This window comes from Streptomyces sp. JNUCC 63 (assembly GCF_054366325.1).
In genome coordinates, this window is record NZ_CM135963.1 from 4305518 (window position 1) to 4326471 (window position 20954).

Sequence of the window (20954 nt, forward strand, 5' to 3'; positions counted from 1 at the left end):
GTGAGGCCCGCCACGCCGGTGAACTTCCCTGCGGGATGGCAGGCTTGGGACATGCGCCGACCGTTCGCCCTGCTCGCCGGAGCCCTCCTCGTGGGTGCGCTCGCCGTGCCCGCCGCCTCTGCCGCCGACGGCGACGACGGGTTCACGATCAAGGACCCCCGGATCAAGGAGTCCAGCGGACTCGCGGCCTCGCGTCGGCATCCGGGCGTCTACTGGACCCACAACGACAGCGGCTACGGTCCGCAGATCTACGCCGTGGACGGCGGGACGGGCGAGACCGTCGCCACCGTCACGCTCAGCGGCATCGGCAAGCCCCGCGACGTGGAGGCCATCTCCATCGGCCCCGGCAACCAGATCTACGTCGGCGACATCGGCGACAACCTCGGCGGCACCTGGCCGTACGTGTGGATCTACCGGCTGCCCGAGCCGAAGGAGTTGAAGGACCAGACGATCCGGGCCACGCAGTACGTCGTGAAGTACGCGGACGGCGCTCGCGACGCCGAGTCGATGGTCGTGCACCCGAAGACGGGGCGCGTCTACATCATCGACAAGAAGGAGGACGGGGGACACCTGTACGAGGGCCCCGCCGAGCTGTCCGCCTCGGGGACGAACGTCTTCAAGCCGATCGCCCCCGTCGACCTGTGGGCCACCGACGCCGCCCTCTCGCCCGACGGCAGGCAGCTCGCCGTACGCGGCTACTTCGGCGGCATCCACTACGACTGGAACGGCGGGAAGATCAAGCGGGCCGGCCGGCTGGACGTACCGCTGCAGCGGCAGGGCGAGTCCATCACGTACAGCGTCGACGGCACCAGACTGCTGTACGGCAGCGAGGGCGTGAACAGCCCGGTGGAGGTGCGCGACGCACCGGGCGCGGACGGCTCCGCCAAGTCGCCGTCCGCGCGGGACGGTTCGGGTTCCGCCGGTTCCGGTTCGGGCGGGAGCGGCGGCCTCGGGGCGGGCACCGTCGCGGCGGCCGTCGTGGCGGTGGTCGCGGTGCTGGGGCTGGGACGGCTGTTGCGCCGCCGGCGCTGAGACGGATGTACAAGGCCCGTGGGGCGCGGGGTCAGGCCGCGTCCCCACGGGCAGCTGGGGTGGGTGCCGGCCGGGCGGCGGTGGTGGTGATGCGGGCCACGGCCCTGTGCGTCAGTTCGCGGTCGTGAGGGCCGGGGTCCAGGGCACGGTGCAGGGTCAGGCCCTCGATCAGCGCGTCGAGCTGGCGGGCGGTGTCCGCGTCGAAGTGCTGCTCCAGTAGGTGGCGGCTGCGGCGCATCCATGCCCGGGTCAGCTCCCGGTACGCCGGGTCGCGGGCGGCGAGGGTGTACAGCTCCTGACTCAGGACGAGGTCACGGGGGCCTTCCGAGAGCGTGTGGACGAGGTCGGTGACCGCTTCACGGGCCTGCTCGGGGCTGTCGGCCCGACCGAGGTGCCGCTCGAAGACGGCCACGATGTGGTCGGCGAAGCGGGTGAAGGCCTCGCGCAGCAGGTCGTCGATGCCGGTGAAGTGGTACGTCATCGACCCGAGGGGGACCTCGGCGCGGGTGGCGATCTTGCGGTGGGAGACGCCGGCGACCCCCTCGTCGGCGATCAGGTCGAGGGTGGCGGCGAGGATCCGCTCGCGTCGCTGCGGATCGGTGCGTCCGGTGGCCATGAGCAGCGGGGTGTGCGGCTAGATGTCGCGGACCGGGCGGGCGGGGTTGCCGACCGCGACGACGTTCGCGGGCACGTCCTTGGTGACCACCGCTCCGGCGCCGATGACGGAGTTGTCGCCGATGGTCACTCCGGGGCACACGACGACCCCGCCGCCGAGCCAGACGTTGTCACCGATGGTGATGGGGAGCGCGGCCTCCAGCTTGTCGCGCCGGGGCTGCGGCTCCACGGGGTGGGTGGGGGTGAGGAGCTGGACGCCCGGGCCGATCTGGCAGTCCTCGCCGATGGTGATCCGCGCGACGTCCAGCGCCGTCAGGTTGTAGTTGGCGAAGGTGCGGGCGCCGACGGTGATGTTGCTGCCGTAGTCGACGTACAGCGGCGGCCGTACGTCGACGCCCTCGCCCACCGCGCCGAGCAGCTCGGTCAGGAGCGGCCTGGCGCTCTCGGCGTCCTCGAAGTAGGCGGCCTGGTAGCGGGCGGCCAACCGCATCGCGCGCTGCTGCCGCCGGGCGATCTCCGGGTCGTCGGCGATGTACAGGTCGCCGGCGAGCATGCGCTCCAGGTTGGTGCGCGGGTCGTCGGCGAAGTGGTCCTTCGGCATGTGTACGACCGTACACCAGGGAGCGTACGAACGTACACACGTGCCTCGAAGAGGAGAATGCCCGGTCGATGCCATCGGGCGCCCTTCACCCGTTCACAGGACACGGCAGATCGAGGTTCGCCCGGTTCGGGGAGCAGGTCACCAGGGTCAGCGAAAGATACGTGGGGCGTTCGAGGTAGAAGCCGAACGACAGGTCACCGCCCGAGTTCAGCCGCTCGGCCGCGGAGGTGACGAGGGCGGTCAGTCGACCGGCGTCGCGCTGCGCCTCGAACGCGGACCGGGGCGCGTACTCGGCCAGCCGGTCACCGAGCCACGCCGCCGCCTCCCCCGGATCCGGCCACGTGCCCCGTACCAGCGAGCGCGGTTTGAGGAGCCAGTGCGCCGTTTCCATCGGGGGCAGGTCGGAGGCCGGGAACTCCGCGGCCACCTCGCGGTACCGCTGGATCAGTTCGGGCCGGCTTCCGGGCGGGGGCGGTTCGGGGTGGGGCGGACGCCGCAGCGCCTCCTGGTCGAAGCGCTCCTTCGGGCCGGTCCACCGATAGCCGTGGTGACGCCCACCGACGACGACCTTCGGGCATGGGCCGAAGGCGCCGGTCAGCCCGCTGTCTTCAGTGAACCGCGCGCCCGTCTCAAGGAGTTCGAAAGCCGTATCCGTTCCTGGCGCCGGCAGTTGGCGGCTGGGCACACTCCTGTCCGAGAGACCTGGAACACGCTCGTCCTCAACCCCCGGACTCCGCATGCCTGGGAAACCAGCGTGGTCAACGGCATGCTTCAGACCGCCGATTACGCTCGGTGCGTCTTTGAACGCCGGGCGGAAGTGCGCAACACCCCGAGGGATGCGGAAGACGCGGTGCGTGCCCGGATGCGACGGCAGGAGTGGCTGTACCGGTCAGGGAAACAGTTGAATCTGCTCATGTGGGAGGGGGCTCTGTCGGCCCGGGTGTGTCCACCGGACGTACTGGCGGCCCGGCTGGACCGGCTCTTGGGCGTGGTGGGCATGAACACCGTTCGCCTGGGGGTCGTGCCCATGGATGCCGCGCTGCGCCTGTCACCGGGCAACGCCTTCTGCATGCTGGACGACCGCCTGGTCGTCGTCGAGGACTGGCACGCCGAGCTGTGGCTGGACGACGCCGAGACGGTAGCCCTCCACCGGCGGGTCCGGGACACCTTCGCGGAGTCGGCCGTCTTCGGTGCCGACGCCCAGCAGGTGAGCGCCCGGGTCCGCCGGAGCATCAGGGTCTGAGCCTGGCTCTGTACCCACCGCGGCCCGCTGATCGTGGCGCGGTTCACCAAGGGCCAGTGCCGGCCGTGCCCGGGCCGCGCCCAGTGCACCACCTCCCGCGAAAGCCCGCGGAACGCGGGCTTTCGCGGGAGGTTCTCGACTCGCAACACGCACTCACAGCCATCGCCGTGAACATTGTTGAGATCTCCGGCAGAGCCGGGCTCAGGGTTGGTGTGCGGACTCCTCGGCTTCTCGGGCGAGGCGACGCAGTTCGTCGGCCAGGACCTCGATCCGGGACCCGGAGACCGGCGGAATCTGACACAGCCGGAGCATGAGTTCGCATCGTCCGTGCCTGTTGCGGATGGGGGCCACCAGGCTTGCGCCCTCGTACTGCTTCTCCGGCTCGAGGTCCACCGGCCGGAGATCCTCTCCGGCGGCCTGGAGCATCGCCTGGATCTCGCGTTGCTTCGCCGGCGTGACTCCGTCCACGCCGTACTCGGTCAATGCGGGAAAGAGCAGCTTGTCTCTTGTGTCCCCGGCGTAGGAGCCGGCCCAGCCGTGTTTGCGCGCATGGTCCAGACGTTCTTGGGATATGTGCAGCAACTCCTTGTCTGCGGTCCTTGCCTTGTCCATCCACTGCTCGACCTCTGCTTCGGGAGCGCCGATCAGGAACACCTCTCCGAAAGGAGGCGTGAGTGGCAACTTCGAACCGAGGATCGTGGAGGTCGGCACATCCGGACCGGCGACCGTCGCCACGGCCACGGCGTGGTCGGTGACCTTGGCATAAGCGGTCACCTCTCCGTGGGCCGCGTGCGCGAGTCGCTGCATGCCGTCACGGATGTACTGCACGGTCTGCACGCTCTCGGCCACGATCGCATCACTCGGCGCGACGAAGGACCCCGGGACGAAACCGCCGAACCCGCCTTGGAAGAACAACAGCGGGGCGACCGGACGATGAATCTCCAAACTCCTGACGGAGCCGGTCACGAAGTAGTGGTCTCCTGCCGGAGTGCAGGACTCGAGGTCGCAGTCGATGCTGCACACCACGTCCGGGAGAACCGGCGACCCGTTGCTGGAAGGCGACCACTCCAGTCCCTCGAACCTCTTGTCCGCGGGTCGGGACAACGTCCTGCAGATGTGCTCCTGGTCGTGGGCGAGGATGTTGACGGTGAAGCGCCCCGACTTTCTGATCGCGGCGAAGCTCGCGGAGTCCCGCGTGGGCAGGAAGCCGACGAGGGGTGGGTCGAGGGACACCGAGGTGAAGGTGCCCACGATCAGTCCGACAGGTTCCCCGTCCGGGTTGGTACTGGCTATCAGGGCCACCCCCGTGGGGTGATGCCCGAGAGCCTGCCGGAAGGTGGCGGAGTCCACCGCGCCGCCGCTCACGGGTGACTCGCTTCGAGTTCGGGGGCGGTGACCAACGCGCGGATCTCCTCTGGCCACGGCGTGGCCTCACCGCTGGAACGGTCGGTCAGTACGAAGACGGATCGGGACGACGCGACCAGCCGCGTACCCACCAGCATGCGCTGCGCGAGTCCCAGCGAACTGCGACCGACCCGGTCGAGGCAGGTCTCGGTGGTGATCGTCGCGGGGTAGTGGACCTGGCCCTTGAAATCCACCTCCAGCCGGACCAGCGCGATGATCGGCTCGAATCCCACCGCTGGCCTCACATGCTCGTTCATGAACGTGTAGCGCGCGTTGGCGAGGATGTCGGTGAACGCGGTGTTGCCCATGTGGCGTTGGAAGTCGAGGTCGCTCACCCGGAGCGTGTCCTCGACGACGTGTTCCAGGGAGGGCCCCGAAGGCCCGGTGCTCGACTGGCCCATCATCAGCCTCCTCAGCCGGCCTTCGCGGCCTTGACGGAGGCGCCGAACTCCTTCAGCGCTTCGGCACGGTACTCGCGCATCTCCTCGTTCGCCTGACGGCCCCGCACGAGACCCTCGGCCAGCGGGAGATCCGCGACCGCGTGGAACAGCCGCTTGGTGGCCTGGAGTGCCACGGGCACCTGCCCCGCCAAGGTCTCGGCGACCTTCATCGCCTCGGCGAACTCCTCGCCCTCCGGGACGACTCGCGTGACCATGCCCATCCGCTCGGCTTCCTCGGCGTCGACCAGGCGCCCACTGGCCACCAGTTCGAAACCAGCCTTGCGGCCCAGCTGCTTGGTCAGGTTGGCCATCACCACGGCTGCGACAAGACCGTGCTTGATCTCGGGGTAGCCCATGCGCACGTTGGCCGACGCGATGGTGATGTCGCAGGCGAGGGCCAACCCGCAGCCGCCGCCGACGGCATACCCGTGAACGGCGGCGATCACCGGCTTGGAGATCTCGGGAATGGTCTTGTGCAGACCGTAGGTGAGTCCGGCGCGGTACTCGACGCGTTCGGTGTTGTCGGGCGTGAGCTCGGCGAACTCGCCGGTGTCGGCGCCCGTGCAGAAGGACGTCCCCGTCCCGCGCACGACCACCGCACGGATCTCGTCGTCCTGGCCGGCTCCCCGCAGCTCTTCGATCAGGCGCTCGTAGAGCGCGCTGTCCATGGCGTTGAGCTTGCCCGGACGGTTGAGGGTGAGCACCAGCACATGACCCAGGCGCTCAACAATGAGGTTCTCTTCCATGGTTCAGCCTCGTTCGTGCTCTAGTCGATGGAGAAGAAGACGGACTCGCGCTCGCCCTGCAGCCTGATGTCGTACCGCAGATGGCGCTCGACGTCGGTGGGCTGTGCGATCAGGAGGGGCCGCCTGGCCTCGGGGACCTGCCGCAGGATCGGGTCGGACCGATTGGCCTGCTCCTCGTCGGGGAAGTACACCTTCGTCGCCAGCGGCCCTGCCAGGCCGCGCGTGAAGATGAAGATGCTCAGGTGCGGCGCCAACCGGTTGCCGTCGGGCAGCGTCACCTGTTCCGGCTTCCTCACGACGGCGCGGAAGCGGCCCTCGAGGGTGCGGACACGGCATGCCTGCTCCTGGCTCCAGAACTCGAGGAACGCGCCGTAGTCGACATGGTCCCCTCGACCGTCGAGGACCATGCCCTCGATCACGACGGCGCTCGGATCGTCCTCGGCGACGGTCTGGGTGATGCCCGGCGGGGTCATGGCGAAGCCGAACAGGGGACCGCAGGTCTGCGCGGGTGTGAGAATCATGGCCATCCCTCACTCGAACGGGGTCGCGGCCGAGCCACGAAGCACGATGTCGAACCGGTACGCCAGCGCCGAGGGGTTCCTGGTCAGCAGGGCGCCCGGGTCGGTCCGCTCCGGTGGGTGGACGACCGCGCCGCTGCCGTCGACGGTGGCCAGAGCGCGCTGGGGGCCGAACGACTCCGCGATGGAGTTCTCCTCATCGAGCCTGGCGATCAGGCGCTCCTGGCCTCGCTGGTCCGGGATGGCGTTGATCATGCGGTCCATGCGGATCAGCGGGTCGCCCTCGAAGTACATCTGCGTGACGAGCCGGCCGGCACAGCCGGCGCCCAGGACGGAGAAGTGGATGTGGGACGCCCGCCAAGCACGTGCACCGTCCTTGAACATCGCCGGGTACGGACCCGGACGGATCGTCAGGAAGCGGTAGTAGCCACGGCTGTCGGTCAGGCAACGGCCCGCGCCGTAGAAGTTGGCATCGAGCGGAAAGCCCGACACGTCCATCGAGTCGCGATAGCCACCGGCGGCGTTGGCCTGCCAGATCTCGACCAGGGCGTTCTTGACCGGTGTGCCGCCGCTGTCGGTCACGGTTCCGTGCACGATGACGCGTGTGCCGATGGGCTCCGAGACGCCCTGCACCGTGAGGTCGTTGTCGAACGCTCCGAGCTTCAACTGCCCGAAGGCGGGGCCCGGCAGGTTGTGGAACCACTCCTTGTCCAGGTGAACCGGTGCTGCCAACGGCACGCGCAGGGTGCTGACGCTGGAGTTGGAATCCGCCAACGGCGGATCGAACGATTCGATCATGAGGTTGCCTTCCCCATTGCTTGTGCGGCGATGGCCCGGATGCCGAGGCTCTCGTCCGCCAGGTCGTGACGCGAGGGACTCGTGCCGCGGTCCAGCAGCCTTCTGGCAGTCAGGAAGGCGCCGGGGTCGTTCAGTGCCTCGACGGCCATCAGGTCGTCCCCGCGGTAGTGCCACAGCGAGAAGCCCGCGCCGTCCTCCGCGGTTCTCCTGATGACGCAGTCGCCGTCGCCGGACAGGCCGACGATCTGCAGCCGGACGTCGTACTGGTCCGACCAGAACCAAGGTGTCGGTCGCGGAGGCACCGCGCGACCCGCGATGTGGGCCGCTGCCGCCTTTGCCATGTATTCCGCGTTCTGGACCGACTCCAGGCGGAGTCTGCGGCCCTGCCAAGCGAAGTTGGCGCAGTCGCCCACCGCGTACACCGACGGGGCGCTGGTCCGGCCGAGGTCGTCGACGGTGATGCCGTTGTCGACCGTGATGCCGGCCCCCGCGGCGAGTTCGGCAACCGGTTCGGCGCCTATCCCCATCAGGACGAGATCGGCGTCGATCCGGGTCCCGTCGGTGAGCACACCGGCGACCACGCGGCCGTTCTCACCGTCCAGCGATCGGAGCTCTCGGCCTTCCAGGACCTCGACCCCGTTGCGCAAGTGCTCCGATCGGAGATGGTCGGCGGCTTGCTCGCTGAGGACCCGCTGGAGCAGCCGGTCACGCTCGACCACGGTGACGTGACGTCCGAGGCGAGCCGCCACCGCGGCGAACTCGAGGCCGATGAAGCCGCCACCGAGAACGAGTACCGACTTCGCCTCGTCGAGTGCGCCGGACAGGGCGTCGGCATCGGCGAGTGTGCGCAGCACGTGCACGCCCTGGAGTCCGTTGACCAGCGAGTCGGGCAGTCGTCGTGCTCGAGCACCGGTCGCCAGGACCAGGTTGTCGTAGCGGAGGGTGCTTCCGTCCGTCGAGACCACGGCCTGCTGCGCGACGTCGATCCGGACGACCTGTTCGCCGGTGCGCAGGTCGACCTCGGGCTTGACACGGCCGGCAGGTGTGCCCAGCGTGAGGTGCTCCTGCCCGATCTCCCGCAGCAAGTAGCGCTTGGACAGGGGTGGGCGTTGGTAGGGGACAGCCGGTTCGTCGCCGACAAGGGTGATCGGAGCGTCATAGCCCGCGGTGCGCAGGTGCATGGCCGTGGTGTGGCCGGCCTGCCCGGCGCCGATGATCACGGTTCCGTGTTTCATGGCTCGGCGTCAGCAGGTCGGCGGTACTTCGACGGTGATTCCGTCGAGCTCGGGCTGGGCGGAGATCTGACAGCTCAGGCGGCTGCCGTCGCGCCGAGGTGCATCGGCGAAGTCCAGCAGGTCGGCCTCGATCGGGCCGGGCTCGCCGGTTTGGTGGTCGGACTGGACGTAGACATGGCAGGTCGCACACATCATCCCGCCACCGCATTCACCGATGATGCCGGGAACGCCGTTGGCTACAGCCGCCTCCATCAGGTTGACGCCGTTGCCGACCTCAGCGGTGATGCGCTCGCCGTCGGCAGTGATCCACGTCACCTCAGCCATGATCAGAACCTCCAAGTCGGACCTTCAGACTCTGAGGACCGCGGTGGGCCATCGTCTTCGTCCATGCGAGTTGTTGTCCCTCCACCAGCTCCATGCCGGGGAAGGCGTTGACGAGTTCTTCCAGCACGATCTTCATTTCCATGCGTGCCAGTGGTGCGCCCACGCACACGTGGATGCCGTATCCGAAGGACAGGTGATCTCGTGAGTTGACGCGGTGGATGTCGAAGTCCGACGGCCGTTCGAACTGGTCCTCATCGTGATTCGCCGATGCCAGGCTCAGCAGGACCTTGCCTCCCGCAGGGATGGTCACGCCGCTGAGTTCGACGTCTTCAAGGGCCCTGCGCCGCCAGGTCATGACCGGGGTGCTGTATCGGAGAACTTCTTCGACGGCACGCGGGATCAGTGCCGGATCCGCGACCAGTTCCTCCCAGGTCCCGCGGTTCTCCAGCAGCGTGAGGATGCTGATGGTCAGACCGTTGGTCACGGCCTCGTGACCGGCCAGCAACAACGCGAACACCAGGCAGACGATCTCGTTCTCGGTCAGCACCGAGTCGTCGTCACCTCGAAGCTCCAGCAGCTTGCTGGGGTAGTCGTCGCGCGGTGCCCGCTTGCGGTCCTCGACGATCTCCTTGCAGAAGTGGAAGAAATCGTTCAGCTCATGGCCGGCATCGATCATTTCCTGCCTGGTCAGCTTGCCCCAGATCATCGTGGCGCGGTTGAGCGCCCATCGCTTGATCATCAGGGGGTCCACGTCGTCGACACCGAGGAGCATGAACACCACGCGCGCAGGCATCTCATGGGTCAGTTCGGCGACGATGTCGACTTCGTCCTTGCCGCGCAGGCCGTTCACGTACTCCTGCGCCAGCGCACGGATCCGTGGTTCGTAGTCGCGGTAGCGCTTGGGATTGAGGAACTGGCCGGCGCTCTGCCGGATCCGGGTGTGCTTGGGCCGGTCGGTGTTGGACTGCACCGGTTCGACGGTGAAGTTGTTGCCGGCGAGGAACCGGGTCAGTTCCTCGGGGTAACTCTCCAGCGAGTCCAGGACGTTCGAGGCCGAGAACCGCGCGGGGTCCTTGAACACCGAGAGAACATCCTGCCGTTTCGTCACGACCCAGTAGTCGGTCTCCTCGTTGTAGAACACCGGCGCCTCATGACGGGCGATCGAGAAGAACTCGTAGGTGCCGTCGTGGTCGAACGGCTTGAACCCGCTGGTCACGGGGCATCGTGCGGCCGCCGGTCGCTGGTCAACCACCGCCATCCCTCTCCACCCTCCGTCGGCGGCCGAAGCGACCGCTTGTTGTCTTGTCAACAGGTGGCCGAGTGTGTCCCGCGCTTGTTGTTTTGTCAACGGGTGTGGGGGACGTGGCATCTGCAGTTCTGGGTCGATGACGCGTTCGGGCTGGTCGGCGGGCATCGAGGCCCGCTGGGTGGCCGGATGTGAGACCCTCCCGGCGCCGCTGCCATCAGCGCCGAGCCGCCGTCCGCCATCAGCGCCGGCAGCGACATCGCCGCTGCCGCAGCGACCTGACCGGCGCGAACTCCTCATCGATCGAGACCGACAGATGCCGTGGGGGTGAGGTGCCTGTTCGGGAATTGTCAAATTCCCTCTTGACAAGTCAAGACATATTTGGCCACCGTGTGCTCTTGATCACTCAACATCTTGCCGAACCGCCCTGTCTCACACGCGAGCCGAGCCTTCTCGTTCCACGCGGCTCATCGGTGGGGTGGCGGCACTTCCGTAGCAGTACCCAGTCGAGGGAGGACGTCATGGGAGCGAATCAGACTGCTGAGCCCGACGTGTCGGTCGCCATGGCGACCGACCGCTCTTCAGGGGGCGAGAGGAAGCAGAACCGACGGGTCATCTACGCCACGCTGGTGGGTACAACCATCGAGTGGTACGACTTCTTGGTCTATGCGCAGATCGCGGCCCTGCTCTTCGGTGACCTGTTCTTCAGCGGGCTCGGCCAGTGGAGCCAACTCACCGCCCTGGCGACCGCTGGGGTGAGCTTCTTCTTCCGACCGCTCGGCGCCATCGTCTCAGGCTATCTGGGTGACCGGTTCGGTCGTCGCATCGTCCTTGTGCTGACGCTCGGACTGATGGGCCTGTCGACCACTTTGGTCGGCCTTCTGCCGACGGCCGCGACGATCGGAACCGCGGCCCCGATCCTGCTCATCCTCCTGCGTTGCCTCCAGGGGCTCTCCGCCGGCGGCGAGTGGGGCGGCGCGGCGATGCTCGCCGTGGAACATGCCAGGACCGGTCACCGCGGGCGGATGGGAGCCTTCCCGCAGATGGGCGTGCCACTCGGGATGATGCTCGCCATCGTCGTGATGGGCGCCTTCAACGGCCTTCTCGGCAAGGAGGCGTTCGACCAGTGGGGCTGGCGCCTGCCGTTCATCTTCTCCGTCGTGCTGATCGTGGTCGGGCAGTACGTGCGGTCCAAGGTCGCCGAGTCGCCGGTCTTCACCGAGCTCGAAGAGTCGCAGGCCAAGGCGAAGACGCCACTGCGTGAACTGCTGAGCGCCCACGGCGGCAAGGTTCTGGCGGCCGCCGCCACGATGGTCGGCAACATCGCTGCCGGCTACATGATCGTCGGCGGCTTCGCGCTGGCTTACGTGACCAGTGCCCATGACCTTTCTCGCGAGCACGTGCTGATGTGGCTCTTCGCGGCCAGCGCCGTGTGGATCGCGTTCACCTACGTCGGCGCATGGTGGAGTGACCGCTCCGGCCGCCCGGTCGTCTACAAGTTCGGTCACGCGATGCTGTTCGTGCTGCTCCTGCCGCAGTTCTGGCTTCTCAGTCAGGGCGCCGAACTGGGCGTCGGCGTGGCCCTGCTGACCCTGGCGGTGCCGTTGGGCTTGACCTACGGCCCCCAGTCGGCGCTCTTCGCGGAAATGTTCCCTGCCCGGATCCGGCTCTCCGGGGTGTCGCTCGCTTACGCGGTCGGAGCCGTCCTCGGCGGAGCGTTCGCGCCGATGATCGCCGAGGCGCTGACCCAGGAATTCGGCACGGTCATCGCGGTCGCGCCGTACTTGATGGGGATGGCATTGATCAGCCTGGTGACGGCCTTCTTCCTCACCGACCGCTCCAGGGAGCCGCAGGAGTCGATGGCCTCTCGTTGAGCAACGTAGCTGCCGCGAGCGTCTGGGGCGCCTCCCCGCATCGGAAATCCGAGCGGTCGACGAGGCGCCCCAGACTGCTGTTGACAAGACAACAAGATGGCCAGAGGATGCTGTTGACACCACAACAACTTGACTGGTTCGCCCCGGGTTCGCCTGTGCCCGGACCACAAGCCGCTGGGAGGAAGCTGTGGGAGTTCAGAAAATCGAGGGAGCGGGTAAGCCGCTCGGAATGCTTCCGGGCTTGAAGGTCGTCGAGATGGGCCAGAATCTGGCCGCTCCGTATGCCTCGCTGATTCTCGGTGACCTCGGCGCCGACGTCATCAAGATCGAGAAGCCCGGCGGGGATGACGCGCGTGGCTGGGGCCCGCCGTTCGTGGGCGACAGTTCGGTCAGTTTCCACATGATGAACCGGAACAAGCGGTCCGTCGTGCTGTCGCTGGACGACGAGGCCGACTACAAGGTCTTCCTCGAACTCGTCCGCGACGCCGACGTCTTCATCCACAACCTGCGCCCGGGCGTCGAGCGCAAACTCAAGGCGGACGCCGAGACCCTCATGGCCGTGAACCCCCGGCTGATCTACTGCTCGATGTCGGCGTTCGGTCACACCGGTCCGATGGCGAACCGTCCCGGCTACGAGCCGCTGCTGCAGGCCTTCTCCGGCCTGATCGCCATCAACGGCGACCCGAACGGCCCGCCCTCCCGGGTGGGTCCGTCGGTCGTCGACCTCGGAACGGGCATGTGGACCGTGATCGGCGTTCTCGCCGCGGTCCTGGAGCGCCAGGTCACCGGGGTCGGCAGTGAGGTGAGGACCTCACTGCTGGAGACGGCCGTCAGCTGGGCGGGACGGCACATCGCGGACTACGGGGCGACCGGCACCATCCCGCCGCGGGTCGGTACCGGCCACAACTCGCTGACTCCCTACGGTGCCTTCGAGGCAGCGGACGGCCCGTTCATCATCGCCGCGGGCAACGACCGCCTGTTCGCCAAGTTGGCTGCGGCCCTGGAAAAGCCCGAGTGGGCGAGCGACCCCCGCTTCGCCACGAATGCCGCGCGCAACGAGAACAGGGCCACGCTGCTGCCGCTCATCTCCGAACTCGTCGTCCGCAGCACCGTCGCCGACTGGATCGCGTGCCTGGAGCGCGCCGGCGTGCCCTGCGCCCCCATCCATTCGATCCCGCAGGTGCTGGAGCACCCCCAGACCGAAGCCATGGAAATCATCCTGGACAACGCCGACGACCGGCTCAAGCTCACTGGACTGCCGCTGAGCATCAACGGCGTGCGAGCGGGCTTCGGCACCACGGCGCCGGCGCTCGACGAGTATCGCGACGAGCTGGCCGGCTCCGCGTCGGCACCGGAGTCAGGACCCGCACAGTGACCAGCAGCCACACCCATATCGCGACGTCCGACGCGACCTCGATCACCGTCCGCGGGAAGGACCTGTGCGAGGACCTGATCGGCCGGCACAGCTTCACGGACATGATCTACTTCCTGTCCGTCGGCCGGATGCCCACGCCGCCCGAAGCGCGGGTTCTCGATGCCTGCCTGGTCACGCTCATGGAGCACGGGTGGACCCCGACGTCGATCATCACCAGACTGGCAGCCGACAGCGTGCCGGATGACGTACAGGTGGCGATCGCCGCCGGGCTGCTGTCGGTCGGGCCGGTGTTCGCCGGAACCATGGAGGGCTGCGCCCAGCTGCTGGTCGAGGGCGTCGAGAGCGGCGAGGACCCGGACACCTACTGCACGCGTGTGGCAGAGGAGTACGTGAGCGCCAAGCGACCCGTGCCGGGATTCGGGCACCGCCTGCACAAGCCGGATGACCCGCGCGCGGTCAGACTCCTCCAGCTGGCCGAGGAGAACGGAATCAACGGCCGCTACGTCGACCTGCTGCGGAGGCTGAGCCGCGAGGTCGACGCAGCCCGGGGCGGGCGGCACCTCACCATCAACGCCACGGGTGCCATCGCGGCGCTGTTCCTGGAGATCGGGATCCCGCTGAAGGCCGGTCGCGGACTTGCCGTGGTTTCCCGGGCCGGCGGTTTGCTCGGCCATGTGGTGGAGGAGTTCGCCGAACCCTCCGCACGCACCATCTGGCAGCTCACCAGGGAGGGCATCCCGTACTCGGATCCCCAGGAGAGTCCGCATGACTGACGAGTCGCACGACCGGTACACCTCGGCCGAGGTGCTCGCTCTCTACCGGGAGCACAGTGACACCCTGATCGACCTGGTGGCGAGCCGCGCCGCGGCAGATCCGGACCGTCCGATGATGGTGTGCGGTGAGCGTTCCTGGACGTGGGCCCAGGCCGCCGACGCGACGGGACGACTGGCCGGTCACCTCCGGGACAGGGGGGTGGAGGCCGGGGATCGTGTGCTCGTCATGGGCCGCAACAGCGACTGGCATGTACTTGCCCTGCTGGCCGCCGCCGGGCTGGGTGCGGTGTTCGTGCCCGTCAACCCTGATTTCAAGGTGGAGGAAGCGGCCTACGTGCTCCGTCAGTCGGGTGCGCGGGCGATCCTCTGCGACGAGGACGCTGAACCGGTCGCTACGGCCGCACGCGACGACGTCCACAGCTCCGCCTGGATCCAACGGCTCGGCGGCGAGCTCCTGGACGCCAAGCCGATCGAGGCGGGCGGCGGTGACCGGCAGGCTCCGTGCGTGATGATCTACACCTCGGGAACCACCGGATTCCCGAAGGGTGTCCTGCACAGCCAGCGGAGCGTGATCGCCGCGGGAGAGAGCTTCGTGGAGCGGGTGCGACTGCAGCCGCACGACCGGGTGCTCACCATCCTTCCGCTGTTCCACGTCAACGGCCTGCTCTACTCCGTGGCCGGAGCGCTCGCCGCCGGTGCCACACTCCTGGTGGAACCGCGTTTCTCCGCCTCGCGCTTCTGGCACACGGTCAAGCGGCTCGGTGCGACGCAGGTCAACATGATCGAGGCGATCAGCGCGATCCTGCTCAACCGGCCTCGTGACGAATACGTGCCCGACCACGGCCTGCGCAAGATCTACGGGATCCGGCAGGCGAGCACCCGGGCGTTCCGGGAGCGGTTCGACGTACCCCACCTGGTGGGCGGGTACGGGATGACCGAGATCCCGGGCATCCTGAGCACGCCCTACGACGCGGAGGCCAGGCCGGGCAGCATGGGCCGGCTCTGTCGGCATCCTGATCCCGCGCGGCCGTGGGCGCAGTGCCGCATCGTGGACGAATCCGGTGCGGACGTCCCCGATGGCGAGGTCGGGGAGCTCTGGGTACGGACGCCCATCGTGATGCTGGGGTACTTCCGCGAACCCGGGCAGACTGCCGATGCCTTCCAGGACGACTGGTTCAGAACCGGCGACCTGGTGCGACGAGACCAGGACGGTTGGTACTACTTCGTCGCGCGGAAGAAGGACATCATCCGCCGGCGGGGTGAGAACGTGTCCGGAGCCGAGCTGGACAGGGTGGTCGCCGAACACCCGGAGGTGGTGCTGGCGGCCGCGGTCGGAGTGCCGTCCGAGATGGGCGACGAAGACATCCTGCTGGTTGTCACGCCCCGTCAGGACTCCCGCCTGACCGAGCAGGAGGTCGCGGACTTCTGCAGCGCTCGGCTGGCCCGGATCAAGCGGCCCCGCTACGTACTTCTCACCGGGGACATGCCGCTCACGCCGACAGGGAAGGTCGCCAAACACCTCCTGAGGGCAGACGCCACTCTTCGGGACCGGGCCCGTGAGGTCGACGTCTCCATCGATCCGCAGCCGGCCCAGTCCGGGGCCAGGTGAATCCCGCACACATCCCTTCAGTGGACCTGCCACAGCAGCATTCGATGGCTGCGGAAAGGAACACCCCCATGACCGAGCTCCTCGAGCTGCCCCCCTACCAGCCGACCGGCGATGTCGGACTGACCGAAGAGATCCACGCGTTCCTCCTGGGCGACTTCAGCGCCTCGCCGATGGTGCAGCGTGCTCGGGACCTGGTCCCGATCCTCAAGGAGCGAGCGGCGCGGCAGGCACAGCACGACCGACTGCTGCCCGAGACGATCGCGGACATGCAGCGGGCCGGCTTCTTCCAGATGCTGCAGCCCCGTGCCCACGGTGGGCACGAACTCACCCCCATCGAGTCCTTCGAAGTGACCTCCGTCCTCGCCGAGGGCGACCCTTCGGTGGGGTGGGTCCTGGGCGTGATCGGCATTCACCACTTCCACCTGGGTTTCTTCGACGACCGTGCGCAGTCCGATGTCTGGTCATCGGACACGACCACCCTGATCAGTTCGCCTTATGCACCCCAGATCGCCAGGCGGGTGGACGGCGGGTACCGCCTGTCCGGGCGATGGTCGTTCTCCTCCGGCAGCGACTACTGCGACTGGGCACTGCTCGGGGCCAACATCGAGGGTGAACCGACCCCCGGGCCGGGGCCGGTCGGCAGCCACGTCCTGCTGCTCCCGCGCGAGGACTACAAGATCATCCACAACTGGGACGTTTCTGGGCTGCGGGCCACCGGCAGCAACGACATCGTGGTCGAGGACGCGTTCATTCCTGACCACCGGAGCCTGACCTGGACCGAGGTGCACCAGAGAACCGCACCGGGCTTGGCGCTCAACACGGGGCTGCTGTTCAAGCTCCCGTTCTTCCAGGTGTTCTCACGGGCCACCCAGGCGCCGACGGCGCTCGGTGCCCTGAAGGGCATGGCAGACGCCCTGGTGGAGTTCAACAGGGGCAAGCGCCGGACCAGGATCGACCCTGCCACGACCCTCGCGTTGGCCGAGGCCTACTCCTTCGTTTCGGAGGCGAAGGGGCGGTTGTACGCCAACTATGCCGCGATGCTCTCCGAAGCCGGCGGAGGTCCCAAGGTCAGCGACGAGCGGCTGGAGGAGTTCCGCTTCCAGTCCGCGCACATTCCCGCACGCGCGGCCCGGTACGGCACCGAGTTGTACCGCGTCGCGGGCGGTACCGGCATCTACAACGCACAGCCGTTCGGGCGTTATCTGACGGACCTCATGGCGACGCAGACCCATGCGATCAACAACTACCAGGCCCGGGCGATGGACTGGATCGGCCCGCTCCTCGACACCACGGGGGCCGTCGTGCCGACACCGCTCGGAGTGATCAAGGATCAGGAACGTTCCGTCTGAGACAGCGTTCTGACCGGGGCCGGCGCTCTTCCCAGGGCGCCGGCCCCGGCTTGTCAGTCCGGTAGGTTCTCGGCGTTCTCGCCGAAGCGCCTGAGCATGTCGTTGAACTTCTCCACGTCCTCCGGGGTGAATCCGGCGAGCACCTGCTTGTGACGTTCCAGAGCCGACCTGAGGATCCGGTCGTGGAGTTCGTAACCTGCGGGCGTGAGGTGCCACAGCCGGTTGCGGGGGTTGCTGCCGATGACCTTGGCCTCCGCCAGGCCGAGCTTGGCGAGCTTGCTCAGGGACCGGCTGACCGCGCCCTTGTCGTAGCCCACGGCAGGGCTGGCGGCGGTCACCGGGACGTCGGGTTCCTTGCAGAGCATCACCAGCATCCGCCACTCCATCGCGCTGATGCCGAACTCGTTCTGGTAATGCCGGGAGAAGCTCCGGTTGAAACGGTTGGCGGCCCACACCAAGAGGACTGTCGGGTTGTTGTCCAGGTTCAGCGTCCTGGACTTCTTCCCGTCACCCACCTCGACCTCCTCGACAAAGAACTCATCGAGTTCGTCGCTCATGGGGGTGGCCTCCTGGAGTCTTGTCGGTGCGAGACTGCTGTCTCACGTACTTGGATGAGAAATCTCTCTTGCCCGGCAGACAGTCTAGGCAGGCCATGGAGCCCGCCCCGCTTCTCCGGTGTGGTGATCATGCCGCTCTTGCGGCGGCCGTGTGAAGAGCTCGGTCGTGGCCGGCGTGCTGGGTCTCCAGGGACGGAAGACCCACCTGTCCATGGCAAGAAGTCCGTGCGGGAGTGATCCGCACGGACTTCTTCTTCGACCGGGCCTCACGGCTGCTACGAGTCGGCCAGTGGCACTGCCCTTGGGCTGATCAACGCGGATACGACATCGCGGGCATCCTGGACCTCGGCGAGGTCCGCGGTCATTCTCTTCAGGTCGTGCGCCTGCTCGGGCCGCAGGCTCCAGGGCGCGTAGCCCATGCAGTCGCCGAACCCCTGCGCGTGCTCCTCAGGGGTGAGCGGGTTACCCGGATATCCCGGACCGATCTCGAGGGTCCTGACCCACTGACCTCCGTCGGCGGTGCGCATCTCGAACCGCGACGCCGAATGACCGGTGAGCTCGGGATCGAAGTGCACATGGATCCGCGAGATCATGGCGGACCTGCTCAGTTCGGCGACCTGTTCGGGTTCGAAGTGCCTGAGGGACGCCGATCCCCGCTCCAGGGCGTTCGCGGCGCAGTACTGTGCGCTGAACTGGGCGTTGACCCGCGGGTTGGTGCCGGTCTCGAACGGTTTGCCTATGAGTTTGAAGGCGAAGTCGGGCAGGAAGATGTCCACCCGCTCGATCTCCTGCGTGTTCACCGAGGCATCATCCAGCGCCAGGAGGGCCGACTCGGTGACTCCCTGGGTGAGTCCGCAACTCGGGTACTTCTTGAAGAAGATGCCCTCCAGGTTGTAGCGACGACCGAGTCGGTCGACGAACGACTCCGGAGAACGCTCGCCTCGTGCGTACAGTCGCGCATACCCGAATGGGCCGGCGATGAAGTGGAGGGGTCCGGTCAGTCCGGCCTGGGCGAACTGCACGCTCTGAACAGCCGAGGCCGCAGTCCACCCCTGGATCAGCCGCACCGCCAAGGACGCATCGACATTGCTCTGAAAACTCGCCGAACAACGGTTGAAGGAGAGTGCCAACGCGTGCAGCGTCTGCTCCGCGTCAAGACCAGCGGCCCGCGCCGCGGCAGCGGTGGCCCCCATGAGGCCGGCGACGCCCGTCGGATCCAGCCCACCGTACTGCTCCTCGGTGAGGTTGAACCGCACACCCGCCTCGAGACCGACCGTCAGCGCGGCCAGGAGCTCGGCCCCGGTGCAGCCTTCACGCAACTCCGCGGCGGCGAGCGCGGCAGGTACGACCGAGGACCCGAGGTGAAGCCCGGGCACCATGGTGTCGCAGTAGTCCAGCGCACGCGCCATGGAGCCATTGAGCAGCGCGGCGCTCTGGGCCGGCAGGTGGTCTCCGTGGACAAAGGACCTGGCCTCCGCTCGCCCCCCTTGGGTGACGACCAACTGCCGGAGTTCGGCGATCCCGTCCTGCGCGGCTCCCGCGACCGCGGTACCGCACACGGTCCTCAGGACCTGGTGGGTGATGCCCAGCACCTCTGCGGGGATGTCGGCGGCTTGGGTGTGAGCGACGAAGCGGGCGATCCGCTCCTCGGGATCCAAGGCGGAGTCAGGTGGTACGACGTGGCGGTCCTGGCCGACGTCCCCTGCCGTGGTGTTGCCCATTGGTTCTCTCTCAGAGGTGTGGAAGTGACTTGGAGGCGGTCCGTCCCACTGAGGCGATGCTGAGCAGGCCGATCAGTGCGACCAGGATGATCCAACCCGCGGGGCTGGTGTCGTGCCCGGTGCTCTGCACGAGGGTCTCGGCGATGAACGGCGCGGTTCCGCCGGCAATGATCGCCCCGAGGTTGTATCCCAGCGCGATGCCGGTGAAGCGGACCTTCGTCGGGAAGAGTTCGGCGACCAGCGCCCAGGTGGGCACCTGCACCCATCCGCTGATGAACATGAAGACGAAGTAGACGAGGCCGATCGCCAGCAGGCTGCTCGTGTGGGACAGGACGAGGAATGCGGGCCAGGCGATCACCATGAAAGCGAGGTAAGCGGTGATCAGGACGGGCTTTCGGTCGAACCTGTCCGAGAGCAGGCCGGGCAAGGGGAAGGTCATTGCCGCGAGCGCGATGCCTGCGGCAGCGGTCCACGAAACCGCGGTGGGCGAGACATTGCCCTTCAACTCAAGGAAGATCCCGAAGTAGGTGAGCCCGATGTAGACGGTTCCGTTCAGGGCGATCGAGAGACCGAGCACGCGCAGGACCGGAACCGGGTAGTCCCGAACCACCGACGCCAGCGGGCGCTTCTCCACGGCCGCTCCGTCGAGACGCTCCTCGAGTTCCTTGAACTTCGGGCTGTCCTCGATGCGCAGCCGCGCCCACAGGGCCAGGGCGGCGAGGACAGCCGACAGCAGGAACGGAACCCGCCAGCCCCAGGTCGCCATCTGCTCGGGACTCAAACCGAGGCGGACCGCTCCCACCACGGCCGCGGCCACGGCAAAGCCGAGAGTCGCCCCGATCGCGGTCGAGCTGCCGTACAGGCCGCGGCGGCCGGGAGGCGCGAGTTCGGCGACATAGGTAGCCGCGCCTCCGATCTCGCCGCCGGCAGCGAATCCCTGCACCAGACGGACCAGGACGATCGCCACCGTGGCCGCGATGCCGATGCCGGCGTGCGTGGGCAGCAAGCCCATGGCGACGCAGGCGGCGGACATGAGCAGGACGGTTGCCACGAGCGAGAAGCGCCGGCCCCGCTTGTCGCCGAGGATGCCGAAGAACCATCCACCGACCGGCCGCACCACGTAGGACGAGGCGAACAACGCCAGCGCCGACAACGTCGCTGTGGCCGGATCCTGCTGGGGGAAGAACAGCGGCGCCAAGGTCAGCGCGAGGAAGCCGTACACGCTGAAGTCGTAGTACTCGATGATCGTGCCGACGCCGCCGGCGACGGCGGCCCTCCGTGCCATGACCGGATCGCCGGCTTCGGTTCTGTGCTGTTCCTCGAGGGCTGAGGTGGTGGCCATGAGCTCTCCTCGTCAGTCAGTGCTGACCGCTAGATAGTTCGCTTCAATCACCTGACGGTTTTGTGGTGTGCATCACGGATGCAAGCATGCGGTCACTGATCGAGTCAATCCATTGAGCGGTTTACTTGTGCCACCTGGTGGACCTACAGTGG

21 protein-coding genes are annotated in these 20954 nt (G+C 67.6%); 7 read left to right on the forward strand and 14 right to left on the reverse strand.

Annotation, left to right across the window (positions count from 1 at the left end):
• The first annotated feature begins 51 nt into the window (after nucleotides 1–51).
• Complete coding sequence (locus ACX25U_RS19910) at nucleotides 52–1032, forward strand: WD40 repeat domain-containing protein (RefSeq protein WP_454393963.1); 981 nt, start codon at nucleotides 52–54, stop codon at nucleotides 1030–1032.
• Between the two features lie 31 nt (nucleotides 1033–1063).
• On the opposite strand, the gene ACX25U_RS19915 is transcribed toward ACX25U_RS19910, so the two are convergent.
• The 3 genes from ACX25U_RS19915 to ACX25U_RS19925 form a co-directional block, all read right to left on the reverse strand.
• Nucleotides 1064–1648 carry a TetR/AcrR family transcriptional regulator gene (locus ACX25U_RS19915; protein ID WP_454393965.1) on the reverse strand — a complete coding sequence of 195 codons (585 nt, stop codon included), beginning with the start codon at nucleotides 1646–1648 and terminating at the stop codon, nucleotides 1064–1066.
• 18 nt (nucleotides 1649–1666) lie between these two features.
• The gene (locus ACX25U_RS19920) at nucleotides 1667–2248 is read right to left on the reverse strand and encodes a sugar O-acetyltransferase (RefSeq protein ID WP_454393967.1); all 582 of its coding nucleotides are present in this window, start codon (nucleotides 2246–2248) and stop codon (nucleotides 1667–1669) included.
• Nucleotides 2249–2333: 85 nt separating this feature from the next.
• The gene (locus ACX25U_RS19925; protein WP_454394375.1) at nucleotides 2334–2846 is read right to left on the reverse strand and encodes a hypothetical protein; all 513 of its coding nucleotides are present in this window, start codon (nucleotides 2844–2846) and stop codon (nucleotides 2334–2336) included.
• On the opposite strand from ACX25U_RS19925, the gene ACX25U_RS19930 reads away from it, so the two are divergent.
• On the forward strand, nucleotides 2796–3491 hold the full coding sequence (locus tag ACX25U_RS19930; protein WP_454393969.1) for a DUF5753 domain-containing protein: 696 nt from the start codon (nucleotides 2796–2798) through the stop codon (nucleotides 3489–3491). The two genes, ACX25U_RS19925 and ACX25U_RS19930, sit on opposite strands and share 51 nt — an antisense overlap.
• Before the next feature lie 201 nt (nucleotides 3492–3692).
• Here ACX25U_RS19930 and ACX25U_RS19935 read toward each other — a convergent pair whose 3' ends face one another.
• From ACX25U_RS19935 to ACX25U_RS19970, 8 genes are all read right to left on the reverse strand, one after another.
• Entirely contained in the window at nucleotides 3693–4856 is a 1164-nt protein-coding gene (locus ACX25U_RS19935; RefSeq protein WP_454393971.1) for a flavin reductase family protein, read from the reverse strand.
• Nucleotides 4853–5230: an acyl-CoA thioesterase gene (locus tag ACX25U_RS19940; RefSeq protein ID WP_454393973.1), complete on the reverse strand. Its 378-nt coding sequence runs from the start codon at nucleotides 5228–5230 to the stop codon at nucleotides 4853–4855. Before ACX25U_RS19940 ends, ACX25U_RS19935 begins: the two co-directional genes overlap by 4 nt.
• 77 nt (nucleotides 5231–5307) lie before the next feature.
• Nucleotides 5308–6081: an enoyl-CoA hydratase/isomerase family protein gene (locus tag ACX25U_RS19945; protein ID WP_454393975.1), complete on the reverse strand. Its 774-nt coding sequence runs from the start codon at nucleotides 6079–6081 to the stop codon at nucleotides 5308–5310.
• Nucleotides 6082–6101: 20 nt separating this feature from the next.
• Nucleotides 6102–6602, reverse strand: a complete 501-nt coding sequence (locus ACX25U_RS19950; protein ID WP_454393977.1) for a hypothetical protein — start codon at nucleotides 6600–6602, stop codon at nucleotides 6102–6104.
• Between the two features lie 9 nt (nucleotides 6603–6611).
• A complete protein-coding gene (locus ACX25U_RS19955; protein ID WP_454393979.1) occupies nucleotides 6612–7397 on the reverse strand; it encodes a dioxygenase family protein in 786 nt (261 codons plus the stop codon).
• Entirely contained in the window at nucleotides 7394–8632 is a 1239-nt protein-coding gene (locus ACX25U_RS19960) for an NAD(P)/FAD-dependent oxidoreductase (RefSeq protein WP_454393981.1), read from the reverse strand. The genes ACX25U_RS19955 and ACX25U_RS19960 overlap by 4 nt, the downstream gene beginning before the upstream one ends.
• Before the next feature lie 9 nt (nucleotides 8633–8641).
• Nucleotides 8642–8971: a 2Fe-2S iron-sulfur cluster-binding protein gene (locus tag ACX25U_RS19965; RefSeq protein WP_454393983.1), complete on the reverse strand. Its 330-nt coding sequence runs from the start codon at nucleotides 8969–8971 to the stop codon at nucleotides 8642–8644.
• Nucleotides 8949–10370, reverse strand: coding sequence for a cytochrome P450 (locus ACX25U_RS19970; protein ID WP_454393985.1), 1422 nt, complete (start codon nucleotides 10368–10370; stop codon nucleotides 8949–8951). Before ACX25U_RS19970 ends, ACX25U_RS19965 begins: the two co-directional genes overlap by 23 nt.
• Before the next feature lie 353 nt (nucleotides 10371–10723).
• On the opposite strand from ACX25U_RS19970, the gene ACX25U_RS19975 reads away from it, so the two are divergent.
• The 5 genes from ACX25U_RS19975 to ACX25U_RS19995 all read left to right on the forward strand — a co-directional run bounded on the left by ACX25U_RS19975 (nucleotide 10724) and on the right by ACX25U_RS19995 (nucleotide 17182).
• Nucleotides 10724–12076: an MFS transporter gene (locus tag ACX25U_RS19975; protein ID WP_454393987.1), complete on the forward strand. Its 1353-nt coding sequence runs from the start codon at nucleotides 10724–10726 to the stop codon at nucleotides 12074–12076.
• A gap of 229 nt (nucleotides 12077–12305) precedes the next feature.
• A complete protein-coding gene (locus ACX25U_RS19980; protein ID WP_458633814.1) occupies nucleotides 12306–13451 on the forward strand; it encodes a CaiB/BaiF CoA transferase family protein in 1146 nt (381 codons plus the stop codon).
• On the forward strand, nucleotides 13448–14224 hold the full coding sequence (locus ACX25U_RS19985; RefSeq protein ID WP_454393991.1) for a citryl-CoA lyase: 777 nt from the start codon (nucleotides 13448–13450) through the stop codon (nucleotides 14222–14224). The genes ACX25U_RS19980 and ACX25U_RS19985 overlap by 4 nt, the downstream gene beginning before the upstream one ends.
• Nucleotides 14217–15833, forward strand: a complete 1617-nt coding sequence (locus tag ACX25U_RS19990) for a class I adenylate-forming enzyme family protein (protein ID WP_454393993.1) — start codon at nucleotides 14217–14219, stop codon at nucleotides 15831–15833. Before ACX25U_RS19985 ends, ACX25U_RS19990 begins: the two co-directional genes overlap by 8 nt.
• A 68-nt stretch (nucleotides 15834–15901) precedes the next feature.
• Complete coding sequence (locus tag ACX25U_RS19995) at nucleotides 15902–17182, forward strand: acyl-CoA dehydrogenase family protein (RefSeq protein WP_454393995.1); 1281 nt, start codon at nucleotides 15902–15904, stop codon at nucleotides 17180–17182.
• A 53-nt stretch (nucleotides 17183–17235) separates the two neighbouring features.
• On the opposite strand, the gene ACX25U_RS20000 is transcribed toward ACX25U_RS19995, so the two are convergent.
• The 3 genes from ACX25U_RS20000 to ACX25U_RS20010 form a co-directional block, all read right to left on the reverse strand.
• Complete coding sequence (locus tag ACX25U_RS20000; protein ID WP_454393997.1) at nucleotides 17236–17739, reverse strand: MarR family winged helix-turn-helix transcriptional regulator; 504 nt, start codon at nucleotides 17737–17739, stop codon at nucleotides 17236–17238.
• A gap of 275 nt (nucleotides 17740–18014) precedes the next feature.
• Nucleotides 18015–19460 (reverse strand): MmgE/PrpD family protein, encoded by a 1446-nt coding sequence (locus tag ACX25U_RS20005; protein ID WP_454393999.1) that lies wholly within the window; start codon nucleotides 19458–19460, stop codon nucleotides 18015–18017.
• A 10-nt stretch (nucleotides 19461–19470) separates the two neighbouring features.
• Nucleotides 19471–20802 carry an MFS transporter gene (locus ACX25U_RS20010; RefSeq protein WP_454394001.1) on the reverse strand — a complete coding sequence of 444 codons (1332 nt, stop codon included), beginning with the start codon at nucleotides 20800–20802 and terminating at the stop codon, nucleotides 19471–19473.
• Between the last annotated feature and the right edge of the window lie 152 nt (nucleotides 20803–20954).

Coding starts and splice junctions, on each gene's coding strand:
- ACX25U_RS19910 (WP_454393963.1), top strand. CDS start 52: ATGCGCCGACCGTTCGCCCTGCTCGCCGGAGCCCTCCTCGTGGGTGCG.
- ACX25U_RS20010 (WP_454394001.1), bottom strand. CDS start 20,802: ATGGCCACCACCTCAGCCCTCGAGGAACAGCACAGAACCGAAGCCGGC.
- ACX25U_RS19975 (WP_454393987.1), top strand. CDS start 10,724: ATGGGAGCGAATCAGACTGCTGAGCCCGACGTGTCGGTCGCCATGGCG.
- ACX25U_RS19945 (WP_454393975.1), bottom strand. CDS start 6,081: ATGGAAGAGAACCTCATTGTTGAGCGCCTGGGTCATGTGCTGGTGCTC.
- ACX25U_RS19955 (WP_454393979.1), bottom strand. CDS start 7,397: ATGATCGAATCGTTCGATCCGCCGTTGGCGGATTCCAACTCCAGCGTC.
- ACX25U_RS19950 (WP_454393977.1), bottom strand. CDS start 6,602: ATGATTCTCACACCCGCGCAGACCTGCGGTCCCCTGTTCGGCTTCGCC.
- ACX25U_RS19990 (WP_454393993.1), top strand. CDS start 14,217: ATGACTGACGAGTCGCACGACCGGTACACCTCGGCCGAGGTGCTCGCT.
- ACX25U_RS20005 (WP_454393999.1), bottom strand. CDS start 19,460: ATGGGCAACACCACGGCAGGGGACGTCGGCCAGGACCGCCACGTCGTA.
- ACX25U_RS19995 (WP_454393995.1), top strand. CDS start 15,902: ATGACCGAGCTCCTCGAGCTGCCCCCCTACCAGCCGACCGGCGATGTC.
- ACX25U_RS19915 (WP_454393965.1), bottom strand. CDS start 1,648: ATGGCCACCGGACGCACCGATCCGCAGCGACGCGAGCGGATCCTCGCC.
- ACX25U_RS19970 (WP_454393985.1), bottom strand. CDS start 10,370: ATGCCCGCCGACCAGCCCGAACGCGTCATCGACCCAGAACTGCAGATG.
- ACX25U_RS19980 (WP_458633814.1), top strand. CDS start 12,306: ATGCTTCCGGGCTTGAAGGTCGTCGAGATGGGCCAGAATCTGGCCGCT.
- ACX25U_RS19960 (WP_454393981.1), bottom strand. CDS start 8,632: ATGAAACACGGAACCGTGATCATCGGCGCCGGGCAGGCCGGCCACACC.
- ACX25U_RS20000 (WP_454393997.1), bottom strand. CDS start 17,739: ATGAGCGACGAACTCGATGAGTTCTTTGTCGAGGAGGTCGAGGTGGGT.
- ACX25U_RS19920 (WP_454393967.1), bottom strand. CDS start 2,248: ATGCCGAAGGACCACTTCGCCGACGACCCGCGCACCAACCTGGAGCGC.